This window comes from Actinoplanes sp. NPDC048796 (genome assembly GCF_040650035.1).
Lineage (GTDB): Bacteria > Actinomycetota > Actinomycetes > Mycobacteriales > Micromonosporaceae > Actinoplanes.
Genome location: NZ_JBEZGO010000004.1, coordinates 132,513 through 151,148, shown reverse-complemented (window position 1 = coordinate 151,148; position 18,636 = coordinate 132,513). Strand labels below are relative to the sequence as shown.

The 18,636-nt window shown below is 70.3% G+C and carries 20 protein-coding genes; 5 read left to right on the top strand and 15 right to left on the bottom strand.

The genetic code is table 11. The annotated features are described in order from the left end of the window. Positions 1–191 precede the first annotated feature (191 nt). Positions 192–1,379, bottom strand: a complete 1,188-nt coding sequence (locus AB0C26_RS19285) for an MFS transporter (protein WP_360248652.1) — start codon at positions 1,377–1,379, stop codon at positions 192–194. A 144-nt stretch (positions 1,380–1,523) separates the two neighbouring features. Between AB0C26_RS19285 and AB0C26_RS19280 the strand changes: the two genes are divergently transcribed. From AB0C26_RS19280 to AB0C26_RS19270, 3 genes are read left to right on the top strand one after another with little or no spacing between them, the layout of a single operon-like run. Further along, positions 1,524–2,213: a hypothetical protein gene (locus AB0C26_RS19280; protein ID WP_360248649.1), complete on the top strand. Its 690-nt coding sequence runs from the start codon at positions 1,524–1,526 to the stop codon at positions 2,211–2,213. Next, entirely contained in the window at positions 2,210–2,530 is a 321-nt protein-coding gene (locus AB0C26_RS19275) for a transcriptional regulator (protein ID WP_360248646.1), read from the top strand. Before AB0C26_RS19280 ends, AB0C26_RS19275 begins: the two co-directional genes overlap by 4 nt. Then, on the top strand, positions 2,527–3,519 hold the full coding sequence (locus AB0C26_RS19270; protein ID WP_360248643.1) for an acetylhydrolase: 993 nt from the start codon (positions 2,527–2,529) through the stop codon (positions 3,517–3,519). Before AB0C26_RS19275 ends, AB0C26_RS19270 begins: the two co-directional genes overlap by 4 nt. On the opposite strand, the gene helR is transcribed toward AB0C26_RS19270, so the two are convergent. Then, positions 3,516–5,642 carry an RNA polymerase recycling motor ATPase HelR gene (gene helR, locus AB0C26_RS19265; protein ID WP_360248640.1) on the bottom strand — a complete coding sequence of 709 codons (2,127 nt, stop codon included), beginning with the start codon at positions 5,640–5,642 and terminating at the stop codon, positions 3,516–3,518. The two genes, AB0C26_RS19270 and helR, sit on opposite strands and share 4 nt — an antisense overlap. Before the next feature lie 157 nt (positions 5,643–5,799). On the opposite strand from helR, the gene AB0C26_RS19260 reads away from it, so the two are divergent. After that, a complete protein-coding gene (locus AB0C26_RS19260) occupies positions 5,800–7,050 on the top strand; it encodes a vanadium-dependent haloperoxidase (RefSeq protein ID WP_360248637.1) in 1,251 nt (416 codons plus the stop codon). On the opposite strand, the gene AB0C26_RS19255 is transcribed toward AB0C26_RS19260, so the two are convergent. From AB0C26_RS19255 to AB0C26_RS19210, 10 genes are all read right to left on the bottom strand, one after another. Beyond that, positions 7,022–7,687, bottom strand: a complete 666-nt coding sequence (locus AB0C26_RS19255) for a hypothetical protein (RefSeq protein WP_360248634.1) — start codon at positions 7,685–7,687, stop codon at positions 7,022–7,024. The two genes, AB0C26_RS19260 and AB0C26_RS19255, sit on opposite strands and share 29 nt — an antisense overlap. A gap of 10 nt (positions 7,688–7,697) precedes the next feature. After that, positions 7,698–8,021 carry a hypothetical protein gene (locus tag AB0C26_RS19250; RefSeq protein WP_360248631.1) on the bottom strand — a complete coding sequence of 108 codons (324 nt, stop codon included), beginning with the start codon at positions 8,019–8,021 and terminating at the stop codon, positions 7,698–7,700. Continuing rightward, positions 8,018–8,296 carry a TM2 domain-containing protein gene (locus AB0C26_RS19245; protein ID WP_360249992.1) on the bottom strand — a complete coding sequence of 93 codons (279 nt, stop codon included), beginning with the start codon at positions 8,294–8,296 and terminating at the stop codon, positions 8,018–8,020. Before AB0C26_RS19245 ends, AB0C26_RS19250 begins: the two co-directional genes overlap by 4 nt. After that, complete coding sequence (locus AB0C26_RS19240; RefSeq protein ID WP_360248628.1) at positions 8,287–8,967, bottom strand: MOSC domain-containing protein; 681 nt, start codon at positions 8,965–8,967, stop codon at positions 8,287–8,289. The genes AB0C26_RS19245 and AB0C26_RS19240 overlap by 10 nt, the downstream gene beginning before the upstream one ends. Then, entirely contained in the window at positions 8,964–9,593 is a 630-nt protein-coding gene (lipB, locus tag AB0C26_RS19235) for a lipoyl(octanoyl) transferase LipB (RefSeq protein WP_360248625.1), read from the bottom strand. Before lipB ends, AB0C26_RS19240 begins: the two co-directional genes overlap by 4 nt. Before the next feature lie 20 nt (positions 9,594–9,613). Continuing rightward, positions 9,614–10,168: an endonuclease V gene (locus AB0C26_RS19230; protein ID WP_360249989.1), complete on the bottom strand. Its 555-nt coding sequence runs from the start codon at positions 10,166–10,168 to the stop codon at positions 9,614–9,616. 130 nt (positions 10,169–10,298) lie between these two features. Next, positions 10,299–12,266, bottom strand: a complete 1,968-nt coding sequence (locus AB0C26_RS19225; RefSeq protein ID WP_360248622.1) for a beta-galactosidase — start codon at positions 12,264–12,266, stop codon at positions 10,299–10,301. Positions 12,267–12,274: 8 nt separating this feature from the next. After that, complete coding sequence (locus AB0C26_RS19220; protein WP_360248619.1) at positions 12,275–13,621, bottom strand: extracellular solute-binding protein; 1,347 nt, start codon at positions 13,619–13,621, stop codon at positions 12,275–12,277. Between the two features lie 11 nt (positions 13,622–13,632). Further along, complete coding sequence (locus AB0C26_RS19215; RefSeq protein ID WP_360248617.1) at positions 13,633–14,547, bottom strand: carbohydrate ABC transporter permease; 915 nt, start codon at positions 14,545–14,547, stop codon at positions 13,633–13,635. After that, positions 14,547–15,437: a sugar ABC transporter permease gene (locus AB0C26_RS19210; protein ID WP_360249986.1), complete on the bottom strand. Its 891-nt coding sequence runs from the start codon at positions 15,435–15,437 to the stop codon at positions 14,547–14,549. The genes AB0C26_RS19215 and AB0C26_RS19210 overlap by 1 nt, the downstream gene beginning before the upstream one ends. A 161-nt stretch (positions 15,438–15,598) precedes the next feature. Between AB0C26_RS19210 and AB0C26_RS19205 the strand changes: the two genes are divergently transcribed. After that, positions 15,599–16,588, top strand: a complete 990-nt coding sequence (locus tag AB0C26_RS19205; RefSeq protein ID WP_360248614.1) for a LacI family DNA-binding transcriptional regulator — start codon at positions 15,599–15,601, stop codon at positions 16,586–16,588. Here AB0C26_RS19205 and AB0C26_RS19200 read toward each other — a convergent pair. The 3 genes from AB0C26_RS19200 to AB0C26_RS19190 are packed head-to-tail and all read right to left on the bottom strand — an operon-like array spanning position 16,585 to position 18,589. Next, complete coding sequence (locus tag AB0C26_RS19200) at positions 16,585–17,799, bottom strand: DUF6596 domain-containing protein (RefSeq protein ID WP_360248611.1); 1,215 nt, start codon at positions 17,797–17,799, stop codon at positions 16,585–16,587. The two genes, AB0C26_RS19205 and AB0C26_RS19200, sit on opposite strands and share 4 nt — an antisense overlap. After that, on the bottom strand, positions 17,796–18,119 hold the full coding sequence (locus AB0C26_RS19195; RefSeq protein ID WP_360248608.1) for a YciI family protein: 324 nt from the start codon (positions 18,117–18,119) through the stop codon (positions 17,796–17,798). The genes AB0C26_RS19200 and AB0C26_RS19195 overlap by 4 nt, the downstream gene beginning before the upstream one ends. A gap of 56 nt (positions 18,120–18,175) precedes the next feature. Next, entirely contained in the window at positions 18,176–18,589 is a 414-nt protein-coding gene (locus AB0C26_RS19190; RefSeq protein WP_360248605.1) for a DUF1810 domain-containing protein, read from the bottom strand. Between the last annotated feature and the right edge of the window lie 47 nt (positions 18,590–18,636).

The window sequence follows — 18,636 nt, the reverse complement described above, 5'->3', positions numbered from 1 at the left end:
AGTTCAACGGGCTGCGCCCTCGGGTGTTCCCGGGCGCACGGCGTCCGAGAGGAAGGGCGCCGACCGCGACCGGGCGGAAGCGGCCGGCCTGGCCTTCACGCTCGCCCGGGCGATCTCCATCGACACCGCCATCGGCCTGATGGCCCGGGCCGGCGTCAAACCCTTCTCATCCGCGCCGGGCCGCGCCTCGGTCAGGCCGCCGGCGCCGGTTCCCGCTCCGGGGTCGCGTTCTTCGGGGCGCGGGCCAGGGCGGCCGCCGTCGCCATGACCGCGAGGCCGGCGACGGTGATGGCCGCTCCCGCCCACAGCGGCGACGCGTACCCCCAGCCGGACGAGATGGTCAGGCCGCCGGCCCAGGCGCCCAGCGCGTTGCCCAGGTTGAAGGCGCCGATGTTGGCGCCCGAGGCCAGGGTCGGCGCGCCCGCCGCGTAGTGCATGACGCGGGTCTGCAGGCCGGGGACCGTGGCGAAGCCGAAGGCGCCCATCAGCAGCAGCCAGACGATGGTGGCCCACCGGCTGTGCGCGGTCAGCGCGAAACCGGCCAGCACCACGGCCAGGCCCACCAGCACGATCAGCAGCGTGCGGTCGACGCCGCGGTCGGCCGCGCGGCCGCCGAGGACGTTGCCGATGAACAGGCCCACGCCGACGATGACCAGCAGCCACGGGCCCGTGCCGGAGGAGAATCCGGCCACGTCGGTCAGGGTGTACGCGATGTAGGTGAACGCGCCGAACATGCCGCCGAAGCCCAGCACCGTCACCGCGATCGACAGCCAGACCTGCACCGACTTGAAGGCGCTCAGCTCACGGCGTACCGACGAATTGTTCGCTCCGGAGGCGTCGGCCGGCACCAGGGCCAGGATGCCCAGCCAGGCCACCACCCCGACGGCCGTGATGGCCCAGAACGTCGAGCGCCAGCCGGCCGCCTGGCCGAGCAGCGTGCCCAGCGGGACGCCGAGCACGTTGGCCGCGGTCAGGCCGGTGAACATCGTGGCCACGGCGGCCGCCTTGCGCTGCGGGGCGACCAGGCCGGCGGCGAGGACGGCGCCGATGCCGAAGAACGCGCCGTGGCACAGCGCGGCGACGATCCGGCCGGCCAGCATCACCCCGTAGGTCGGCGCGACGGCGGACAGCAGGTTGCCGGCGATGAACAGCAGCAGCAGTCCGAGCAGCACCGGCTTGCGCGGCAGCCGGGTCGTGGCGACGGTCAGGCCGAGCGCGCCGACCACCACGGCCAGCGCGTATCCGCTGATGAGCCAGCCCGCCGCCGAAGTCGAGACGCCGAAGTCGGCCGCCACTTCGGGCAGCAAGCCCATGATCACAAACTCGGTCAGGCCGATACCGAAGCCGCCGATGGCGAGAGCCACCAGTCCGAGAGGCATTGGATCCACACCCTTTCTTGCGTACGCTGATAGTTGCGCACGCGTCATAAAAACTAGGCGGACGCAGATATGAAGCGCAAGCAACGATCATGTGGCGGCGAACACCTACTTGCGCCGATCGGTTGGCGATGGAAACCTATTGGCATGACGACGAACCCGATCTCCGCCGACGGCGACCCGCGCCGGATGCTGGCCGAGGTGCGCGCGCTGTCCCGCCGCGTCCGCGTCGACCAGCGCATGACCTGGGCCGCGCTGCTCGTGCTGGGCGCCACCACGCTGCTCGCCATCCCGTTCGACTGGTTCGGCATGCGGGTCGACTGCCATGCCGACGGCAGCTGCGAGTTCGCCCGCAACGGCATGCTCTACTTCTGGCCGGCGGCCATGCTGCTGGCGTACGCGGTCATCGCCGTCTGCTACGTCCGGGCCGCCCGGGCCCGCGGGGTGGGCGCCCGCGTGCTGCCGTACGCGATCACCGGCGCCGTCACGGCCGTCGTGTTCCCCGCCGCCTGGCTGGCGGTCTTCCTCTACTTCCGCAGCCACCCGTACCCCGACGGCCCGCTCCCGTACTGGTATCTCGTGCTGGACCGGCTGGTCATGCCGTGGGGCATGATCGGGGTGGCGCTGCTCGTGCTGGTCTGGCTCGAACGCAACCTCGCGCTGCTGGCGTTCACCGCCGGCTACCTGGCCCTGGTGCTGCTGATCCTGCCGATGAACGACGGCTTCGCCTCACCACATTTCAGCCTCCGGGCCGGCATGGCGCTCCCCCAGGTCCTCATCGGCCTGGTGCTGCTGCTGGGCGCGGCCGGCTTCGCCCGGGCCGGACGGCGGCAGTGAACGCCCACCCCTCCCTCGGCCTCGACGACGTGGTGCACCAGCGGGTCCGGCTCGGCATCCTCACGGTCGCGCACGAGGCCCGCCGCGTGGAGTTCGGCTACCTGCGCGACCAGCTCGACCTGACCGCGGGCAACCTTTCCAAGCACCTGACCGTGTTGGAGACAGCGGGCCTGATCGAGGTCGAGAAGGGGTACGAGGGCCGCCGCGCCCGCACCTGGATCACCCTCACCCCGGCCGGCACGACCGCCCTGGCCGACGAGATCGGCCGCCTGAAGCAACTCATCGCCCGAGTGGAGACCACCCCGGAGGACAGATGACCCTCGCCCTGACCCGCCGCCGCCTGCTCACCACCGCCCTGGCCACGGGGGTGGCGACACAGTTCGCCGGCCCCGCCTCGGCCGCGCGCCCCCGCCTCACCCTGCCCGCGCCGACGGGACCCCATCGGATCGGGATGGTCGACCGGCACCTGGTCGACCGCGCCCGGCGCCGGGAGCTGATGACCAGTGTCTGGTACCCGGCGGCGGCCCAGCACCGCCCGCCGGCGCCGTGGATGCCGGACGCGCCGATGCGCGCCCTGCTCGCCGGCAACGGCCTTCCGGCCGACGCCGCCGCGGCCCCGCTGACGGCCGCGCGGTACAACGCACCGGCGCTCAAGACCCCGGGCCGGCGGCCGGTCGTCGTGTTCTCGCACGGCGCCGACGGTCACCGCTCCGAGACCACGATCATCGTGCAGGAGCTGGCCAGCCACGGCTACGTCGTCGTCACGGTCGACCACACCGACGCCTACACCGAGTTCCCCGGCGGCCGCCTCCGGGTGCCCGACGACAACGTGTCGGTCACCCCGTACGACCACGCCGCCGACATCACCTTCGTGCTCGACCGCTTGGAAGCAACCCGCAGGTTCGGGCCGGTCGGCATGTTCGGATTCTCCAAGGGCGGCACGGCGACCGCCCTCGTCATGATCGGCGACCGCCGGGTACGGGCCGGCCTCAGCCTGGACGGCCCGATGGAGTGCCAGCCGCCGATCACGGCCGACCTCGACCGCCCGTTCCTGATGATGACCGCGAACTTCCCCGCCGACGACTTCTGGGATCACCTGCGCGGCTGGCGCCGCCGCCTGCACCTCGACGGCGGCACCGAGCTCTCGCTCTCCGACGCGGTCTGGCTGCTACCGCAGCTGGCCCGCCTCACCGCAATGAGCGACGAGGACCTGGCCGGCTGGATCGGCACGTACGACCCGGCCCGCGCCGTGCGGCTCCAGCAGACGTACCCGCTGGCCTTCTTCGATCAGCACCTGCGGCCCTAGGCCAGGATCACGAGCTGCTGCGTGGCCCGGGTCATCGCGACGTACCGGTCCACCGCGCCGTCGAAGCCGGCGGGGTCGATCAGCACGACGAGGTCGAACTCCAGGCCCTTGGACAGCTCGGGCGTCAGCCACGTGATTCGGCCGCCGCCCCGGGACACCGTCCGGCTGATCACGCAGGCCACGCCCTCGCCCTCGGCATGGGACGCGAGCCACGAGGACAGAATGCCGTCCAGTTCGCCGACGGCGCCGTACACGACAGGCAGGCCGCTGGCGCGGATCGAGACCGGGACGTTCGCGTCGGGCAGCGCGGCCCGGATGACCGGGGCGGCCACGGCCATGACCTCCTCCGGCGTCCGGTAATTGATCGTCAGCGAGGCCAGCTCGACGTGAGTGAGGCCCACGCGCGCCAGCCTCTCCCGCCACGATTCCGTGAACGGGCGGCGCGCCTGGGCCCGGTCCCCCACGATCGTGAAGCTGCGCGACGGGCACCGCAGCAGCAGCATCTGCCACTCGGCGTCGGTCAGCTCCTGGGCCTCGTCGACCACGATGTGCGCGAACGGCCCGGCCAGCAGATCCGGATCCGCCGCGGGCAGCACCGACTCGTCGACCAGCACGTCACGCAGATCCGGTTGGACCAGCATCTTCATCAGGCCCTCGCCGTCGTCGTACCGCGCCGAGTCGATCAGATCGTCGACCACCCGGTCCATCCGCGCGCGCTGGCCGGCCACCGCCGCCTCGCGCCGCCGCCGGCGCCGCGATTCCTCCGGATCACCGACGCGCTGCCGGGCCGCGTCCAGCAGGGGAAGATCGGCGGTGGTCCAGGCTTGGGGTTCGGCCCGCTGCAATTGACGTACGCCGTCCGGGCCGAGCCACGGCGCACAGTGCCGCAGATAGGCCGGCACCGACCACAGATCGCCCACGATGTCGGCCGCCTCGAGAATCGGCCAGGCCCGGCTGAACGCGCTCGCCAACTCGCGATGGCGTACCAGCGAACGGCGCAGCGATTCCTCCGGCTCGTCGCCGTCGTATTTCGCCACCAGAATCGCCAGCAATTCCTCCCACACCTGATCGCGGCCCTCGTTGTGCGGCGTGCCCGGCCCCGGCGCGCTGAACGCCTCGGCCCAGTCGCCGGCCGTGAGCCGGATCTCGGCGTCGTCGGTCGTCACCGTCAGGCCGGTGCGCGGCGGTTCCTCGTAGAAGCGCACCGCCGCCTCGATCGCCCGTACCATGCCGGCCTCGGCTTTCAGCCGGGCCACATCCGGGTCACTCTCCGGGACGGCTTGCGCCCCTTGGGGTACGAGGTCACGCAGCGTGCACGTCAGCACGTCCTCCTCGCCGAGGCTGGGCAGCACGTCGGACACGTACGCGAGGTACGGCTCGTGCGGCCCCACGAACAGCACACCACCCTGCCGGTGGCCCAGCCGCGGATCGGAGTAGAGCAGGTAAGCCGTACGGTGCAACGCGACCACCGTCTTGCCCGTGCCCGGCCCGCCGTCGACCACGAGCGCGCCGCGCGACCCGGCCCGGATGATGGCGTCCTGGTCGGCCTGGAGGGTGCCGAGCACGTCGCGCATCCGGGCCGACCGGTTCGTGCCGAGGCTGGCCACGAACGCCGACTGGTCGTCGAGGGCCGCGTTGTTCTCGAGGCCGTCCGGGGTGAACACCTCGTCCCAGTAGTCGGTGACCCGCCCGCGCGTCCACCGGTAGCGGCGCCGGCTGACCAGCCCCATCGGGTTGGCGTGGGTGGCGCCGAAGAACGGCTCGGCCGCGGGCGACCGCCAGTCGACGAGCAACCGCCGCCCGTGACTGTCGGTGAGCCCGAAGCGGCCGATGTACACCGGTTCGCCGTCGCCCGACCCGACCATCCGGCCGAGGCAGATGTCGAGGCTGTAGCGGCGCAGCGAGCGCAGCCGGGCGGTCAGCCGCTTCACCGCGTCGTCCCGGTCGACCGCCTGCCGCCCCTTGCCCGCGGGCGCCTTCCGCTCGACCTCGAGGCGCGCGGTCAGCTCGGCGATCGACTCGGCCAGGCTCTGCGCGATGACGGCGAAGTGCTTGTCGTCCTCGGCGATCAGGGCCGGGTCGGCCTTGGCCGCCAGATTGGCCGGCAGATCGAATGCGCGCATAGAAAGTCCCCCGATAATCGCCGACAATTCGGCCATTCTGCGGCACTAACCGGCTCTTGCCGCAAGACCCCCTATGTGCTATATGTTGGAAGTGGCGAGAAGTGCTTTTTACTTCTCGCCTTTTTCTTTGCCGTCCTATATCGACGATCGTGAGTTCATGGTTCTCTCACCGATCGTCGCCGGATTGCTGACGCTGACGCTCACACCCGCTGCCGCCGTCACCCCTACCGCCGCCCCGCCGCGCGAGAACGCCGTCGTCACCTGGAACGCGCACGCGCAGACCGCCATCTACGAGGTGGCCCGCCAGGCCCCGTACGTGGCCCCGCGCAGTTTCGCCATGGTGCACGGTGCCATCTACGACGCCGTGAACGCCATCGCCGGCACCCCCTACGAGCCGTACCTGATGGCCCCGCGCGCCCACCGCACCGACTCGGCCGACGCGGCGGTCGCCTCCGCCGCGTACACGGTCCTGCTCGATCTCTTTCCCGCCCAGAGCGACGCGCTCCGCGAGCAGTACGACACCGCCCTGGCCGCGATCCCCGCCGGCCGTTCCAAGGCGGCCGGCATCGCCGTCGGCGCCCGCACCGCCGACGCCATGCTCACCGCCCGCCGCGGCGACGGCGCCTTCGAGCCGGCCACCTGGAACATCTCGACCGAACCGGGCCAGTGGCGCCCGACCCCGCCGGCACTGGCCGCCGACGGCGGGTGGGTCGGCGACATGAAACCGTTCGTGATCGACAGCAACACCCGATTCCGTACGGCCGGACCGCCCCCGCTGACCACCGCCCGCTACGCCGCCGACCTCAACGAGGTGAAGGCGATCGGCGGCGCCACCAGCACGATCCGTACCGCTGACCAGACCGAAGCCGCGATCTGGTGGCACGACCGTCGCCTCACCGAATGGGAGATCAAACGCCAGGTCGCCACCCGCCAGCACCTGAACACGTTGCAGGCGGCCCGCTTCTTCGCGATCACGGAGATCGCCAACGCCGACTCCCTGATCGCCTGCTTCAACGAGAAGAAACACTGGAACTTCTGGCGCCCGATCACCGCGGTCCGGGAGGCCGCCTCGGACGGCAACCCGCACACCACCGCCGATCCATCATGGACGCCGTTGCTGGTGACGCCGCCGTTCCCCGACTACACCTCAGGCCACACCTGCTCGACCTCCACCATCATGGCCACGATGCGCGCCTTCTTCGGCCGCGACGACATCCCGTTCAGCGCCTACAGCGCCGACGCGGGCACCACCCGCTCGTTCACCAGCTTCTCCAGCGCCCTGAACGAGGTCATCGAGGCCCGGACCTGGGGCGGCGTCCACTTCCGCTCGGCCGACGTCCAGGGCGCCAGAATCGGCACGGGCGTAGCCGCGTACGTTCTCAGACACGCTTTCCGGAGTCGTCACTGACCCACGCGCCGAGCACGGCCGCGAGAGCCCGCATGCGCTCCAGGGTGAGCTCGTCCGGTTCCCCCACATCGACGCTGCCGTCACTGACGTCGTCAAGGTGAAACGGAACGAGCTCACCGGACGGGTGCCCCGTCCAGCACGCGACGGGCGGGCACGCGATCCAGCGCCGCCCGTCCGGCACACGCGCCTCGATCCGCGTCTCCCACGCGAAGTCGCCCTGCTCCGCGACCACACGGTCCCACTCGGCGGCCGAGATCGGCACCTTCCGCGTCAGGTAGTAGCGCGGATAGGGCAGATCGGCCGCGACAATGTCCCTCGCGGCGATGCGGTCCCCGTCCACGGTGAGGATCTGAACCGACTCGAAACTCAGCCACGCGCCCAGCGCGGTCGCCATCGCCGCCATCCGCCGAACCATGTCGTCGTCCGGGTTCTTCACGGCCACCAGCCCGCGCTCGTACCGGGTCCACCAGCCACCGGCCACGTCCAGGAGCCGAAAGTCGATCCCCGGCGTGATCCGCGGAACCATGCTCATGCCGGGCGCCCGCTCGACATACGCGACGACCTCAGCTTCCAAAAGAGGAAATCGCGTCGCGTAAAGCGACGGCACCACACGGCTGACTTCGAGATCGACACCCATCAGACGATTGTCACCGCCAGCCCGAAGCGCCCTTCGCGGGCAGGCCGCGGATCATGTCGTGCGCGATCATGCGCAAGAGGGCGGCCTGGTGGACGTTCGCTCGGTTCTTGTCGGGCACCAGCAACCAGCCGACCACGCCGCTGACGACGGAGCCGAACGCCAGCAGGAAACCCGCCGCGACTCCGGCCACCGGCAGCCCATGGGCGACGAGGCCGGAGCGGCCCAGAAGGCCGGATGCCACGGCGAGGAGGAAACCGAGAACGCCGTAGCGGAGGCCGCGTACGTAGGCCCGATACGAGCTCTCGGCCCGCAGCCACGTCGGCTGGGCGCTCATGCCGTGACTTCCACGAGGCCGGGGCGGGCCATGATGGTGGCCCGGCGGGCACGGTTGACGGTGCGGACCCGGCGGCCCAGGACGAAGGCGTCGAGCAGGGTCCAGACGCCCAGGCCGCCCAGGGTGAACAGCATCGCCACCGAGCGGGCCGTGTCGCCCAGGTAGAAGCGGTGACCGCCGAACAGGCCCGTCACGCACCACAGGGCGTACGCGACGCGGGGGTCCTTCTTGACGGCGTCGTACTCGAATTCGGCGCGGGCCGCGGTCAGGTCCATGCGCACGCGTCGCCGACGGTGACCGGGCCGGGGGTGACGACCTCGGCGACCACGCCCAGTGTCATGTCGTGGTGGGCGGCCAGCGTCTTGAGGAGGTCGTTGCGGGGGCGGGCGGATTCCTGGGCCATGTCGATCATTACGCAGCGGGTGGGCGGGCGGATCACCCGCAGTACCGTTGCCGGGCCCACGCGCAGCAGGCGGCCCGGCCAGTCGTCCTCGAGGACCGGTGCGGAGATCAGGAGGTTGGCCCGGAAGCGCAGCGCCTCGGCCGGGTCGCCGGTCAGGGCGGCCACCATCCGCAGCGACGCCGTGGTGAGCAGGCTGACCGGGCCCTCGTCGTGGTGCTTGACGGCCGCCTCGGGGGTGACGGTGACCGGGCGGCCCAGCACCTCGCTGATCGCGGCGTGCCCGGCCGGGTCGTCGGCGGCGAAGCGGCGCCCGTCCGGCGTTTCGACGATCGGGGCGGCCGTCGAGGCGTACGCCCGCAAGCCGAAGAGTCCCTCCATCCGCCGGAATCGGCGGGTGTTCTTGCCGCTGCCGAACTTGCCGTCGGCGTCGCGGACCGCCCACAGGCGATCGCCGTCGAGGCCGCGGGCGCCCACCGCCGAGGCCGGGACGACCTCGCCGAGCATCGACTTGACGGGGAAGCGGCGGATCTCGGTGACGTTCACGCGGCGCCGAGGTGCTTGGCTATCGCGTCGCGGACCGCCGCCTCGTCCACCGGGGCGCCCGAGATGCGGCGCAGCGAGGTCATCTCGACGTCCGGCAGGCGGCAGGCCGTGAAACGGTCGAAGACCGTCAGGTCGGGGTCGATGTTCAGGGCGAACCCGTGCGACGTGATGCCGCCGCGGATGCGCATGCCGATCGACACCAGCTTCTCGTGGGTGGGTGTCCAGACCCCGACCAGGCTGTCGGCGCCTTTGGGGGTGTCGCGCCGAACCGTCTCGTACCCCAGCGAGGCCAGCCCTTCGATCAGCGACGTCTCCAGCCACCGGACCACGTCGGCCGGCCCGCCGCCGCGCAGGTTCATCACCAGGTAGCCGACCAGCTGGCCCGGCCCGTGATAGGTCGCGTGCCCGCCCCGGTCGACCGGCACCACCGGAAACCCCGGGTCCACGGGCAGGTCCGAGACCGCGGTGTGCTTGCCGTACGTGATGACGGGCGGGTGGGTCAGCAGGAACAGCCGATCGGGCGCGCGCCCTTCCCGCCGCTCGTCGACCCACGTGGACATGAGCCGGAGCCCTTCGCCGTACGGCACCTCACCGAGATCGACACGCCGCAGAGAACTGTCAACCATGGCCGCCATGCTGCCACCTCCTAGGACTCGGCGAGGACCCGGCGGGACAGGATGTCGGCTTGGCGGGTCGGCTCGGGGATGCGGTATCGCCCGCTCAACCGGACCGCCAGGGAGGTGCAGTCCGGCAACGCGATCCGGTGGCCGGCGGAGACGAAGACAGGCTTCACCCCGGTTTGGGTACGCACGGCGCGCCCGACGACCTCGCCGTCGTCCACCATGTCCGCCCACGAGCCGCGCGCGTTCGCGATGTCGGAGAAGGCGCCGACGTACGGCGTCTTGGCGATGCCGAACGACGGCACGTCCAGCAGCACCCCGAGATGGCTGGCGAGGCCGAACCGCCGCGGATGGGCCACACCGTAGCCGTCACAGACGAGCAGGCGCGGGAAAACCGACAGGCGCGCCAGGGCGTCCTGCAGCAGGGGCAATTCACGAAAGGCCAGCAACCCCGGCACGTACGGGAACGAGACCGGCCCGGAAGCAGTCGCGACCTCGACCACCGACAGGGTCGCGACGTCGATGACCACCGCCGCCGCGACGCCGAACGCGTCCGCGTACGTGACGTCGAGCCCCACCACCGTCGGCGGCACCTCGAAGCCCGGCGGCGGCATGATCACCCGCGGGCGCAGAGCCTCCTGGATCGCGGCGGCTTCGGCGGGGAGCATCCCGGAGACGATACCGGCCTCCGGGATGCTCCCGTGCACAACCTCAGGCGGGCAGGACCGCCACGCCGCGGGCGGCCAGCGTCGTCTCCGGGCCGCCGAGCGAGCTGATGTCCAGCTGCTCGTCGGTGCGGTTGACGACGAAGCGGACACCCTCGCGAACCGTCAGCTCGACCCGGCCGCGCAGCTCCGACGGGAGCTCGCTGACCACGCCGGCCCGGCCGGCCAGGTCCTTCAGCAGCGGCGCGAGCGCGTTCGGGGCCAGCTTGGTCGAGACGTACGAGGCCGAGCCGGCACCGGCCGCGCGGCGGGTGACCGCCGGGCGCCCGGCGTAGTCGCCGGTCTTGTACGTGGCCAGCACCTCGGTGGCCGGGTCGATCAGGTCGATCCGGTCGCTCCACAGCGTGCCCTCGAGACCGTCCGAGAGCGCCACCGTGTCGCCCTCCAGCAGCGGCGCGAACTCCTCGATGCGCACGCCCAGCAGGTCACGCAGCGGGCCCGGGTAGCCACCGAGCCAGATGTGGTCGTTCTCGTCGACGATGCCCGAGAAGTACGTCGCCACCAGGTGGCCGCCGCCCTCCACGAAAGACGTGAGACGAGACGCCAGCGACGACGGCATCACGTGCAGGATCGGCGCCACGACCAGGTCGTAGCCGTCGAACGAGGCCGAGGCCGGCAGCACGTCGACCCGGACGCCGAGGTCCAGGAACGTCGTGTACCAGTCCAGCGCCTCCTGCTTGTACTTCAGCAGCTCGGTCGGGTGCGAGTCCTGCTCGGAGGCCCACCAGGACTCCCAGTCGAACAGGATCGCCGCCTTGGCCGGCGTGCGGCGCTTGCCCTGCACGTACGACAGCTCGCGCAGGCGCGACCCCAGGGCCACTACGTCACGGAACAGCTGGCTGTCCGTGCCGGCGTGCGGCACCATCCCCGAGTGGTACTTCTCGGCGCCCGCCCGCGACTGCCGCCACTGGAAGTAGCAGACCGCGTCGGCGCCGTGCGCCACATGGGTCAGCGCGTCGCGGGACAGCTCGCCCGGCCGCTTGGCCAGGTTGACCGGCTGCCAGTTGACCGCGCTGGTCGAGTGCTCCATCAGGAACCACGGCCGGCCGCCGGCCAGGTTGCCGGTCAGGTTGGCCGAGAACGACAACTCGTCGAGGCTCTGCGCGCCGGGCAGCCGGTAGTGGTCGTTCGAGACGAAGTCGACCTCGGCCGCCCAGTCGGCGTAGTTCATGCCCTTGGTCTCGCCCATCACCATGAAGTTGGTGGTGACCGGGACGTCGGGGGTGAGCTCGCGCAGGATCTCCCGTTCGGCCCGCAGGTAGTCCTTGAGCACGTCCGAGGAGAACCGCTTGAAGTCGAACTGCTGGGTCGGGTTCGGGAAGGACGCGGCCAGCCGCGGCGGCAGGATCTCGTCCCACTCGCCGTAGCGCTGCGCCCAGAAGGCCGTGCCCCACGCCTCGTTCAGCGCCTCGACCGTTCCGTACCGGTTGCGCAGCCAGACCCGGAAGGCCTGGGCCGCGTCGTCGGAGTAGTCGTAGATGTTGTGGCAGCCGAGCTCGTTCGAGACGTGCCAGGCGACCAGCGCGGGGTGGTCGGCGTACCGCTGCGCCATGGTGCGGACCAGGCGCAGCGCGTACTCCCGGAAGACCGGCGAGGTGGGCCGCCAGTGCTGGCGGCCACCCTGCCAGAGGATCTGCCCCTCGTGGTTGACGGGCAGGATCTCCGGGTGTGCGGTGGTCAGCCACGGCGGCGGTGAGGCCGTCGCCGTGGCCAGGTCGACCGAGATCCCGTTGGCGTGGAGCAGGTCCATCACCTCGTCGAGCCAGGCGAAGTCGTACCGGCCGTCGGCCGGTTCGATCCGGGCCCACGAGAAGATGGCGAGGGAGACGATGGTGACGCCGGCTTCGCGCATGGCGCGGACGTCGTCGTCCCACACTTCCCTCGGCCACTGCTCCGGGTTGTAGTCCGCGCCGTACTCGATACGCGAGTCCGTCCGCAGCCAACGGGGTGTCACTGAGTCACTCATTTAACGGTGAAGCCCTGCTCGTTGCCGTACTTCGCGGACTGGTCCTGCCACGCCTTGAGGCCGTCGGCCAGCGTGGTGCTGGAGACGTACGCCTTGCCGGCGGTGTCGTTGAAGATGCTGTTCGAGTAGACCTGGAACGGCAGGTAGGTCCAGCCGCTGACCACGTTCTGCGACGACTTGGCGAAGATCTCGTTGGCCTTCTGGCCGCCGAAGTACTTGAACTCGGTGCCCAGGAACTTCGGGTCGGTGAGCTGCTTGGTGGTGGCCGGGAAGGCGCCACCGTCGACGCGGACCTGCACGCCGTCGCCGTCGTTGGCGAACTTCACGAAGCCGTACGCCAAAGCCTGGTTGTTGTTGAGGCCCTTGTTCATCAGCGACAGGGCGCTGCCGCCGTTCTCGGCCGAGGCGGTGGCGCCGGCGGTCCACTGCGGCATCTCGGCGGCGCGCCACTTGCCGGACGCGGCGGGGGCGCTGGAGACGAAGTTGGCCGGCATCCAGGCGCCGGTCGCGATGGTGGCGATGGTGTCGTTCTGCATGCCCTGGAACCACTGGTCGGACCAGCTGGAGATCGGGGCCAGCAGCTTCTCGCTGATCAGGGTCTGCCAGACCTTGACGAACTTCTGGCTGCCCTCGTCGGTGAAGTTGATGGTGACGTTGGTGCCGTCGACGGTGTAGGGCTTGCCGCCGGCCTGCCAGATCATCGAGGTGGTGAAGCCCGCGTCACCGGTGTCGTTGGTGATGTAGGCCTTCGGGTCGGCCTTGTGCAGCTTGCGGGCCGCGTCCAGGTACTCGTCCCAGGTGGTGGGGACCTTGATGCCGTACTTGTCGAAGACCGTCTTGTTGTAGTACAGCGCCATCGGGCCCGAGTCCATGGGCAGGCCGTACGCCTTGTCGCTGGAGTGGACCGAGTTCCACGGGCCGGTGGCGAAGTCGGCCTTGAGGTTCTCGGCGCCGAAGCCGGACAGGTCGGTCAGCGACTTGCCCAGGGCGAACTGCGGCAGCGCGTAGTACTCGATCTGCGCGACGTCGGGGATGCCCTTGCCGGCGGCCACGGCGTTCTGCAGGGCGGTGTACTGGTCGTTGCCGGTACCGGCGTTCACCAGGTCGATCTTGACGTTCGGGTACTTCTTCTGGAACTCGGTGACGACGTTCTTCAGGGTGGGCTCCCAGGCCCACACCGTCAGGTTGCCGCCCTTCTCGAGCGCCGCGGTGACGTCGGCGTCGGAGACGGTGGCCGACGAGCCGGACGAGCTCGAGTCGTCGTCGCCGCCACCACAGGCGGCGAGGCCCAGGGACAGCACGGCCGCGCTGGCCACCGCCCCGATCTTCAGGAGCTTGGACATGTAAGGACCTTTCACTCTTTCACGGAGCCGGCCGACAAGCCGGACTGCCAGTAGCGCTGAAGCAGGAGGAAGGCCGCCAGGAGCGGCAGAATCGTGAGCAGCGAGCCGGTGATGACCAGGTTGTAGACGGCCTCGCCGCCGGCGGTGGTCGACTGCGCGTTCCACGCGTTGAGGCCGACGGTCAGCGGGTACCAGTCCGGGTCCTTGAGCATGATCAGCGGCAGGAAGTAGTTGTTCCAGGTCGCGACGATGCTGAACAGGGCCACGGTCACGATGCCGGGGGCGAGCAGCGGGACGCTGATGCGGAAGAAGGTGCGGAACTCGCCCGCGCCGTCCATCCGGGCCGCCTCGAGCATCTCGTCCGGGATGGCCTGGGCCGCGAAGGTCCACATCAGGTACAGGCCGAACGGCGTGATCAGGGACGGGATGATCACGGCCCACGGCGTGTTGGTCAGGCCCATCTTGCTGAACAGCAGGAACGTGGGTACGGCGAGAGCCGTGCCGGGCACGGCGACGGCGCCGAGGACGATCGCGAAGACCGCGCGCTTGCCGACGAACTGGAACTTCGCCAGGCCGTAACCGGCCAGCGCCGCCAGCAGGGTCGCACCGCCGGCGCCGACGACGACGTACAGCAGGGTGTTGCCGAACCACCGCAGGAAGATGCCGTCGTTGTAGGTGAAGGTGTCATGGATGTTCTGCCAGAGCGCGAACTTGCCGTCGCTGTCGAACCAGAGCCCGAACGAGGTGAACAGGCTGCCCTGGGTCTTGGTCGAGTTGATGACCAGCCAGGCGAGCGGCACCAGGGCGTACAGCGCCATCAACGCGGTCAGGACGGTCAGCGTCACGCTGCCGGTACGCCGCTTCTTGCGGGCCGACGGGCGCACCGTGAGCGGCTTGGCCGAACGGGTTTCCACCGAGGTCGTCATCAGCTCTCCCGGTTTCCGCGCAGCTGCACGACGTAGGCGATGACCATGGTGATGATGCCCATGATGATCGCGACCGTGGCGGCGTAGTTGTACTGCTGACCCGAGAAGGACAGCTGGTAGGCGTACAGGTTCGGGGTGAAGTACGTGGTGATCGCGTTCGGCGCGAGCGGCTGCAGGATGACCGGCTCGGTGAACAGCTGGAAGCTGCCGATGATCGAGAAGATCGTCGCGATCGACAGCGCGCCCCGGATCGCCGGCAGCTTGATCGACCGGATGATCCGGAACTGGCCGGCGCCGTCGAGCGACGCCGACTCGTACAGGGAGCCCGGGATGACCCGCAGCGCCGAGTAGAAGATCAGCATGTTGTAGCCGATGAACTCCCACGTCACGATGTTGCCGATGGACGCGAGCGCGAGGTGGGGGGACAGCGGGTTCGGCAACGAGATGTCGAACGCGTCATTGATGTTGCCGACGAGACCGAACTGATCGCCGTAGATGAAGCCCCACATCAGCGTCGCGACCACCGCCGGCACCGCGTACGGCAGGAAGATCGAGACCCGGAAGAACGCCTTGCCGTACAGCCGCCCGCTGTCGATGGCCAGAGCCACGATCAGGGCCAGGATCAGCATGATCGGCACCTGGACGACCAGGAAGATCGCGACCCGGCCGAACGACTCCCAGAACTGGCTGTCGGAGAACAGCCGGGTGTAGTTGTCCAGGCCCACGAACGAGTTGCCGCCGATAAGCTGGTTGCGATACAGGCTCAGGTAGATCGAGTACACGATCGGCGCCAGGAAGACCAGCGCGAAGATCAGCATGAACGGGCCGACGAACTGCCAGCCTCGCCAGGAGCGGCGCCGGCGTGCCACCGCCGGCTGGAGGACCGCCATGGTCACCCTCTCAGTGATGCGATGATGTTTACGTAAACATCATGCACCGATGTCGTTCGATGTTTCTTCTTGTTTTCGAATGTTCGATGTTTACGTAAACATCGTGAGTGCGATAGTGTCACCGCGTGCGATCGTCGTCAAGCAGTGTTCGGCGAGTTTCCATGGCGGATGTGGCCCGGCTGGCCGGCGTGTCCTCCCAGACAGTGTCGCGCGTCTCGAACGGGCACCCCGGTGTCGTCGACGCGACGCGACAGCAGGTCCTCGACGCGATGAAGGAGCTGGGCTACCGGCCCAACAGCGCCGCGCGCGCCCTCAAACGCGGCGAGTTCCGCACCATCGGCGTCATCCTGTTCACCCTGGCCACCACCGGTAACAGCCGCACGGTCGAGGCTATCGCCAATCACGCGGCCGAGCAGGGATATGCGATAACGCTGATCCCGGTGGCCAGCCCCACCCAGGACGGCGTGCTCGGCGCCTTCACCCGCCTCGGCGAGCTCGCGGTCGACGGCGTCATCGTCATCATGGAGGTCCACCTGCTCGACGCGGTCGCCCTCGAGCTGCCCCCGGGCGCCCAGGTGGTCGTGGTCGACTCGGACGCCAGTGACCGCTACCCGGTGGTCGACACCGACCAGGCCGACGGCGCCCGCCAAGCCGTCAGCCACCTGCTCGAGCTCGGCCACGAGACGGTCCGGCACGTCAGCGGCCCGGCCGACTCGTTCTCGGCCGGCCGCCGGGCCCAGGCCTGGCGCGACGTGCTCACCGAGGCCGGGCGCCCGGTCCCGCCCATGCTCCAGGGCGACTGGTCGGCCGAGTCCGGATACCGGGCCGGCCTCGAGATCGCCGCCGACCCGACGTGCACGGCGGTCTTCACGGCCAACGACCAGATGGCCCTGGGCGTGCTGCGGGCCCTGCACGAGCGGGGCCGGCGGGTCCCCGAGGACGTCAGCGTGGTCGGCTTCGACGACATCCCCGACGCGGTCTCCTACCTGCCCCCGCTCACCACCATCCACCAGGACTTCGCCGAGATGGGCCGCCGCTGCGTCGACCGCCTGCTGCACCAGATCCGCGGCCAGTCGTCCCCGCCCGGCCGCACCCTCGTGCCGACCCGCCTGGTCGCCCGCGACAGCACGGCTCCGCCGCCCGCGTCCTAACCCAGCTGGTCGCGCCGGCGGGTCAGAAAGGCCATCTCGGCGGTGTTGCCGGCCAGTTCGATCGCCCGGTCGTACGCCGTACGGGCCGCCCGGCCGCGGCCCAGGCGCCGCAGCAGGCCGGCGCGGGTCGCGTGGAAGGCGTGGTAGCCGTCCAGCCGGTCGCCGAGGCGGTCGACGGCGGCCAGGGCCACCTCCGGGCCGTCGAGCTCGGCCACCGCGACCGCCCGGTTCAGGGCGGCGACCGGCGACGCGTCGAGGCGGACCAGCTGGTCGTAGAGGGCGACGATCTGCGACCAGTCGGTGTCCCGGAAGTCCCGGGCGTCGGTGTGCACGGCGTTGATCGCGGCCAGGATCTGATAGCGGCCGGGCGCCTCCCCCGTGGCCAGGCGTTCCCGCACCAGCCGGTGCCCCTCGTCGATCAGGGCGGTGTCCCAGGCCGACCGGTCCTGCTCGTCCAGCGGGATCAGCTCACCGCCGGCGGCGACCCGGGCCGGCCGCCGCGCCTCGATGAGCAGCATCAGCGCGAGCAGCCCGGCCACCTCGCCGTCCCCGGTCATCAGACCCCGCACCAGCCGGGTCAGCCGGATCGCGTCGGCGGTCAGCTCTCGCCGTACGGGATCGGAATCGGCCCCCGTGGCCAGGTAACCCTCGTTGAAGATCAGAAAAAGCACGGCGAGTACGCCGGACAGGCGCCCCGGGAGATCCTCGGCCGCCGGAACCGCGTACGGAATCCGGGCTGCCTTGATCTTGGTTTTGGCCCTGGTGATCCGCTGCCCCATGGCGCCCTCCCCCACCAGGAAGGCCCGGGCGATCTCGGGCACGGTCAGCCCGCCCACCATGCGCAGAGTCAGCGCCACCCGGGTGTCCATGGCGAGCGCCGGATGGCAGCAGGTGAAGATGAGCCGCAGCCGCTCGTCCTCGACGGCGCCGACCGGCTCGGGCGGCCCACCGTCGTACAGCACCCGAGCCTCCCGCTCTTTGCCGTCGCGTTTACCCTCGCGCCGCAGCCGGTCGACCGCCTTGCGGCTGGCCGTCGTGGTCAGCCACGCCCCCGGGTTCGGCGGCACCCCGTCGGCCGGCCACCGCTCGACGGCCGTGGCGAAAGCTTCGGCGGCCGCCTCCTCGGCGACGTCGAGGTCACCGAAGCGCCTGGTCAGCGCGGCGACGATCCGGGACCACTCCGCACGGTAGGCCCGCACGACGGCGTTCACAGGAACGGCCGCACCTCGACCCGGCGGTGGCAGGCCCACGACCCCTCGGCGGCCAGCTTCAAGGCCACGTCGAGGTCGTCCGCCTCCATCACCCAGAACCCGGCCATGTACTCCTTGGTCTCCACGAACGGCCCGTCGGTGACCAGCCCGAGCCCATCCCGGTTGTCGATCACGGTGGCGGTGCCGGGCGCGGCCAGCCCGCCCGCGAAGACCCAGTGCCCCCGGGCCTGAAGCCCTTCGTTGAACACGTGGATGGCGGCCATCTCGTCGTCGGTGCCGGAGTTGCTCTTGTCGTCGATCACAGAAACCAGATACTGCACGGTCATCTCCCTCGGTCACCTGTGCAACGAACGCCGCGGCCGGGATCCGACACCCGTCAGGCAAGCAATTCCTCGGTACGAGGGTCAGCCTCACCGCCGTAGTACTTGTCGAGAACAGCGGTGAAGACGGTCTGGTCGGGCGCCGCGCGCTTGAAGAGCGTCATGGACGACCGCGCCTTGAGGTTGTCCGGATAGCCGAAGAGCTGATCGGCGGTCGCCGCGGGCGACGCCACCACGGCCTCGGCGATCTCGATCAGCCGGGGCCCGAGCACCGGGTGAGCGAGATAGTCCCGAGCCTCGGCCAGATCCCGGATCGCGTAGAACTGGGCCGTCGAGCTCGACCCGAGCCCCGCCAGCTGCGGAAACACGAACCACATCCAGTGCGTCCGCTTGCGGCCCCGCTTGATCTCGTCCAGGGCCTCGTCGTAGACACCCTTCTGCGCCGACACAAACCTTCCCAGGTCCGACATCGCCCCACCTCGTCCGTCACGTGATGCGACGAGCCTAAACGGGCGAG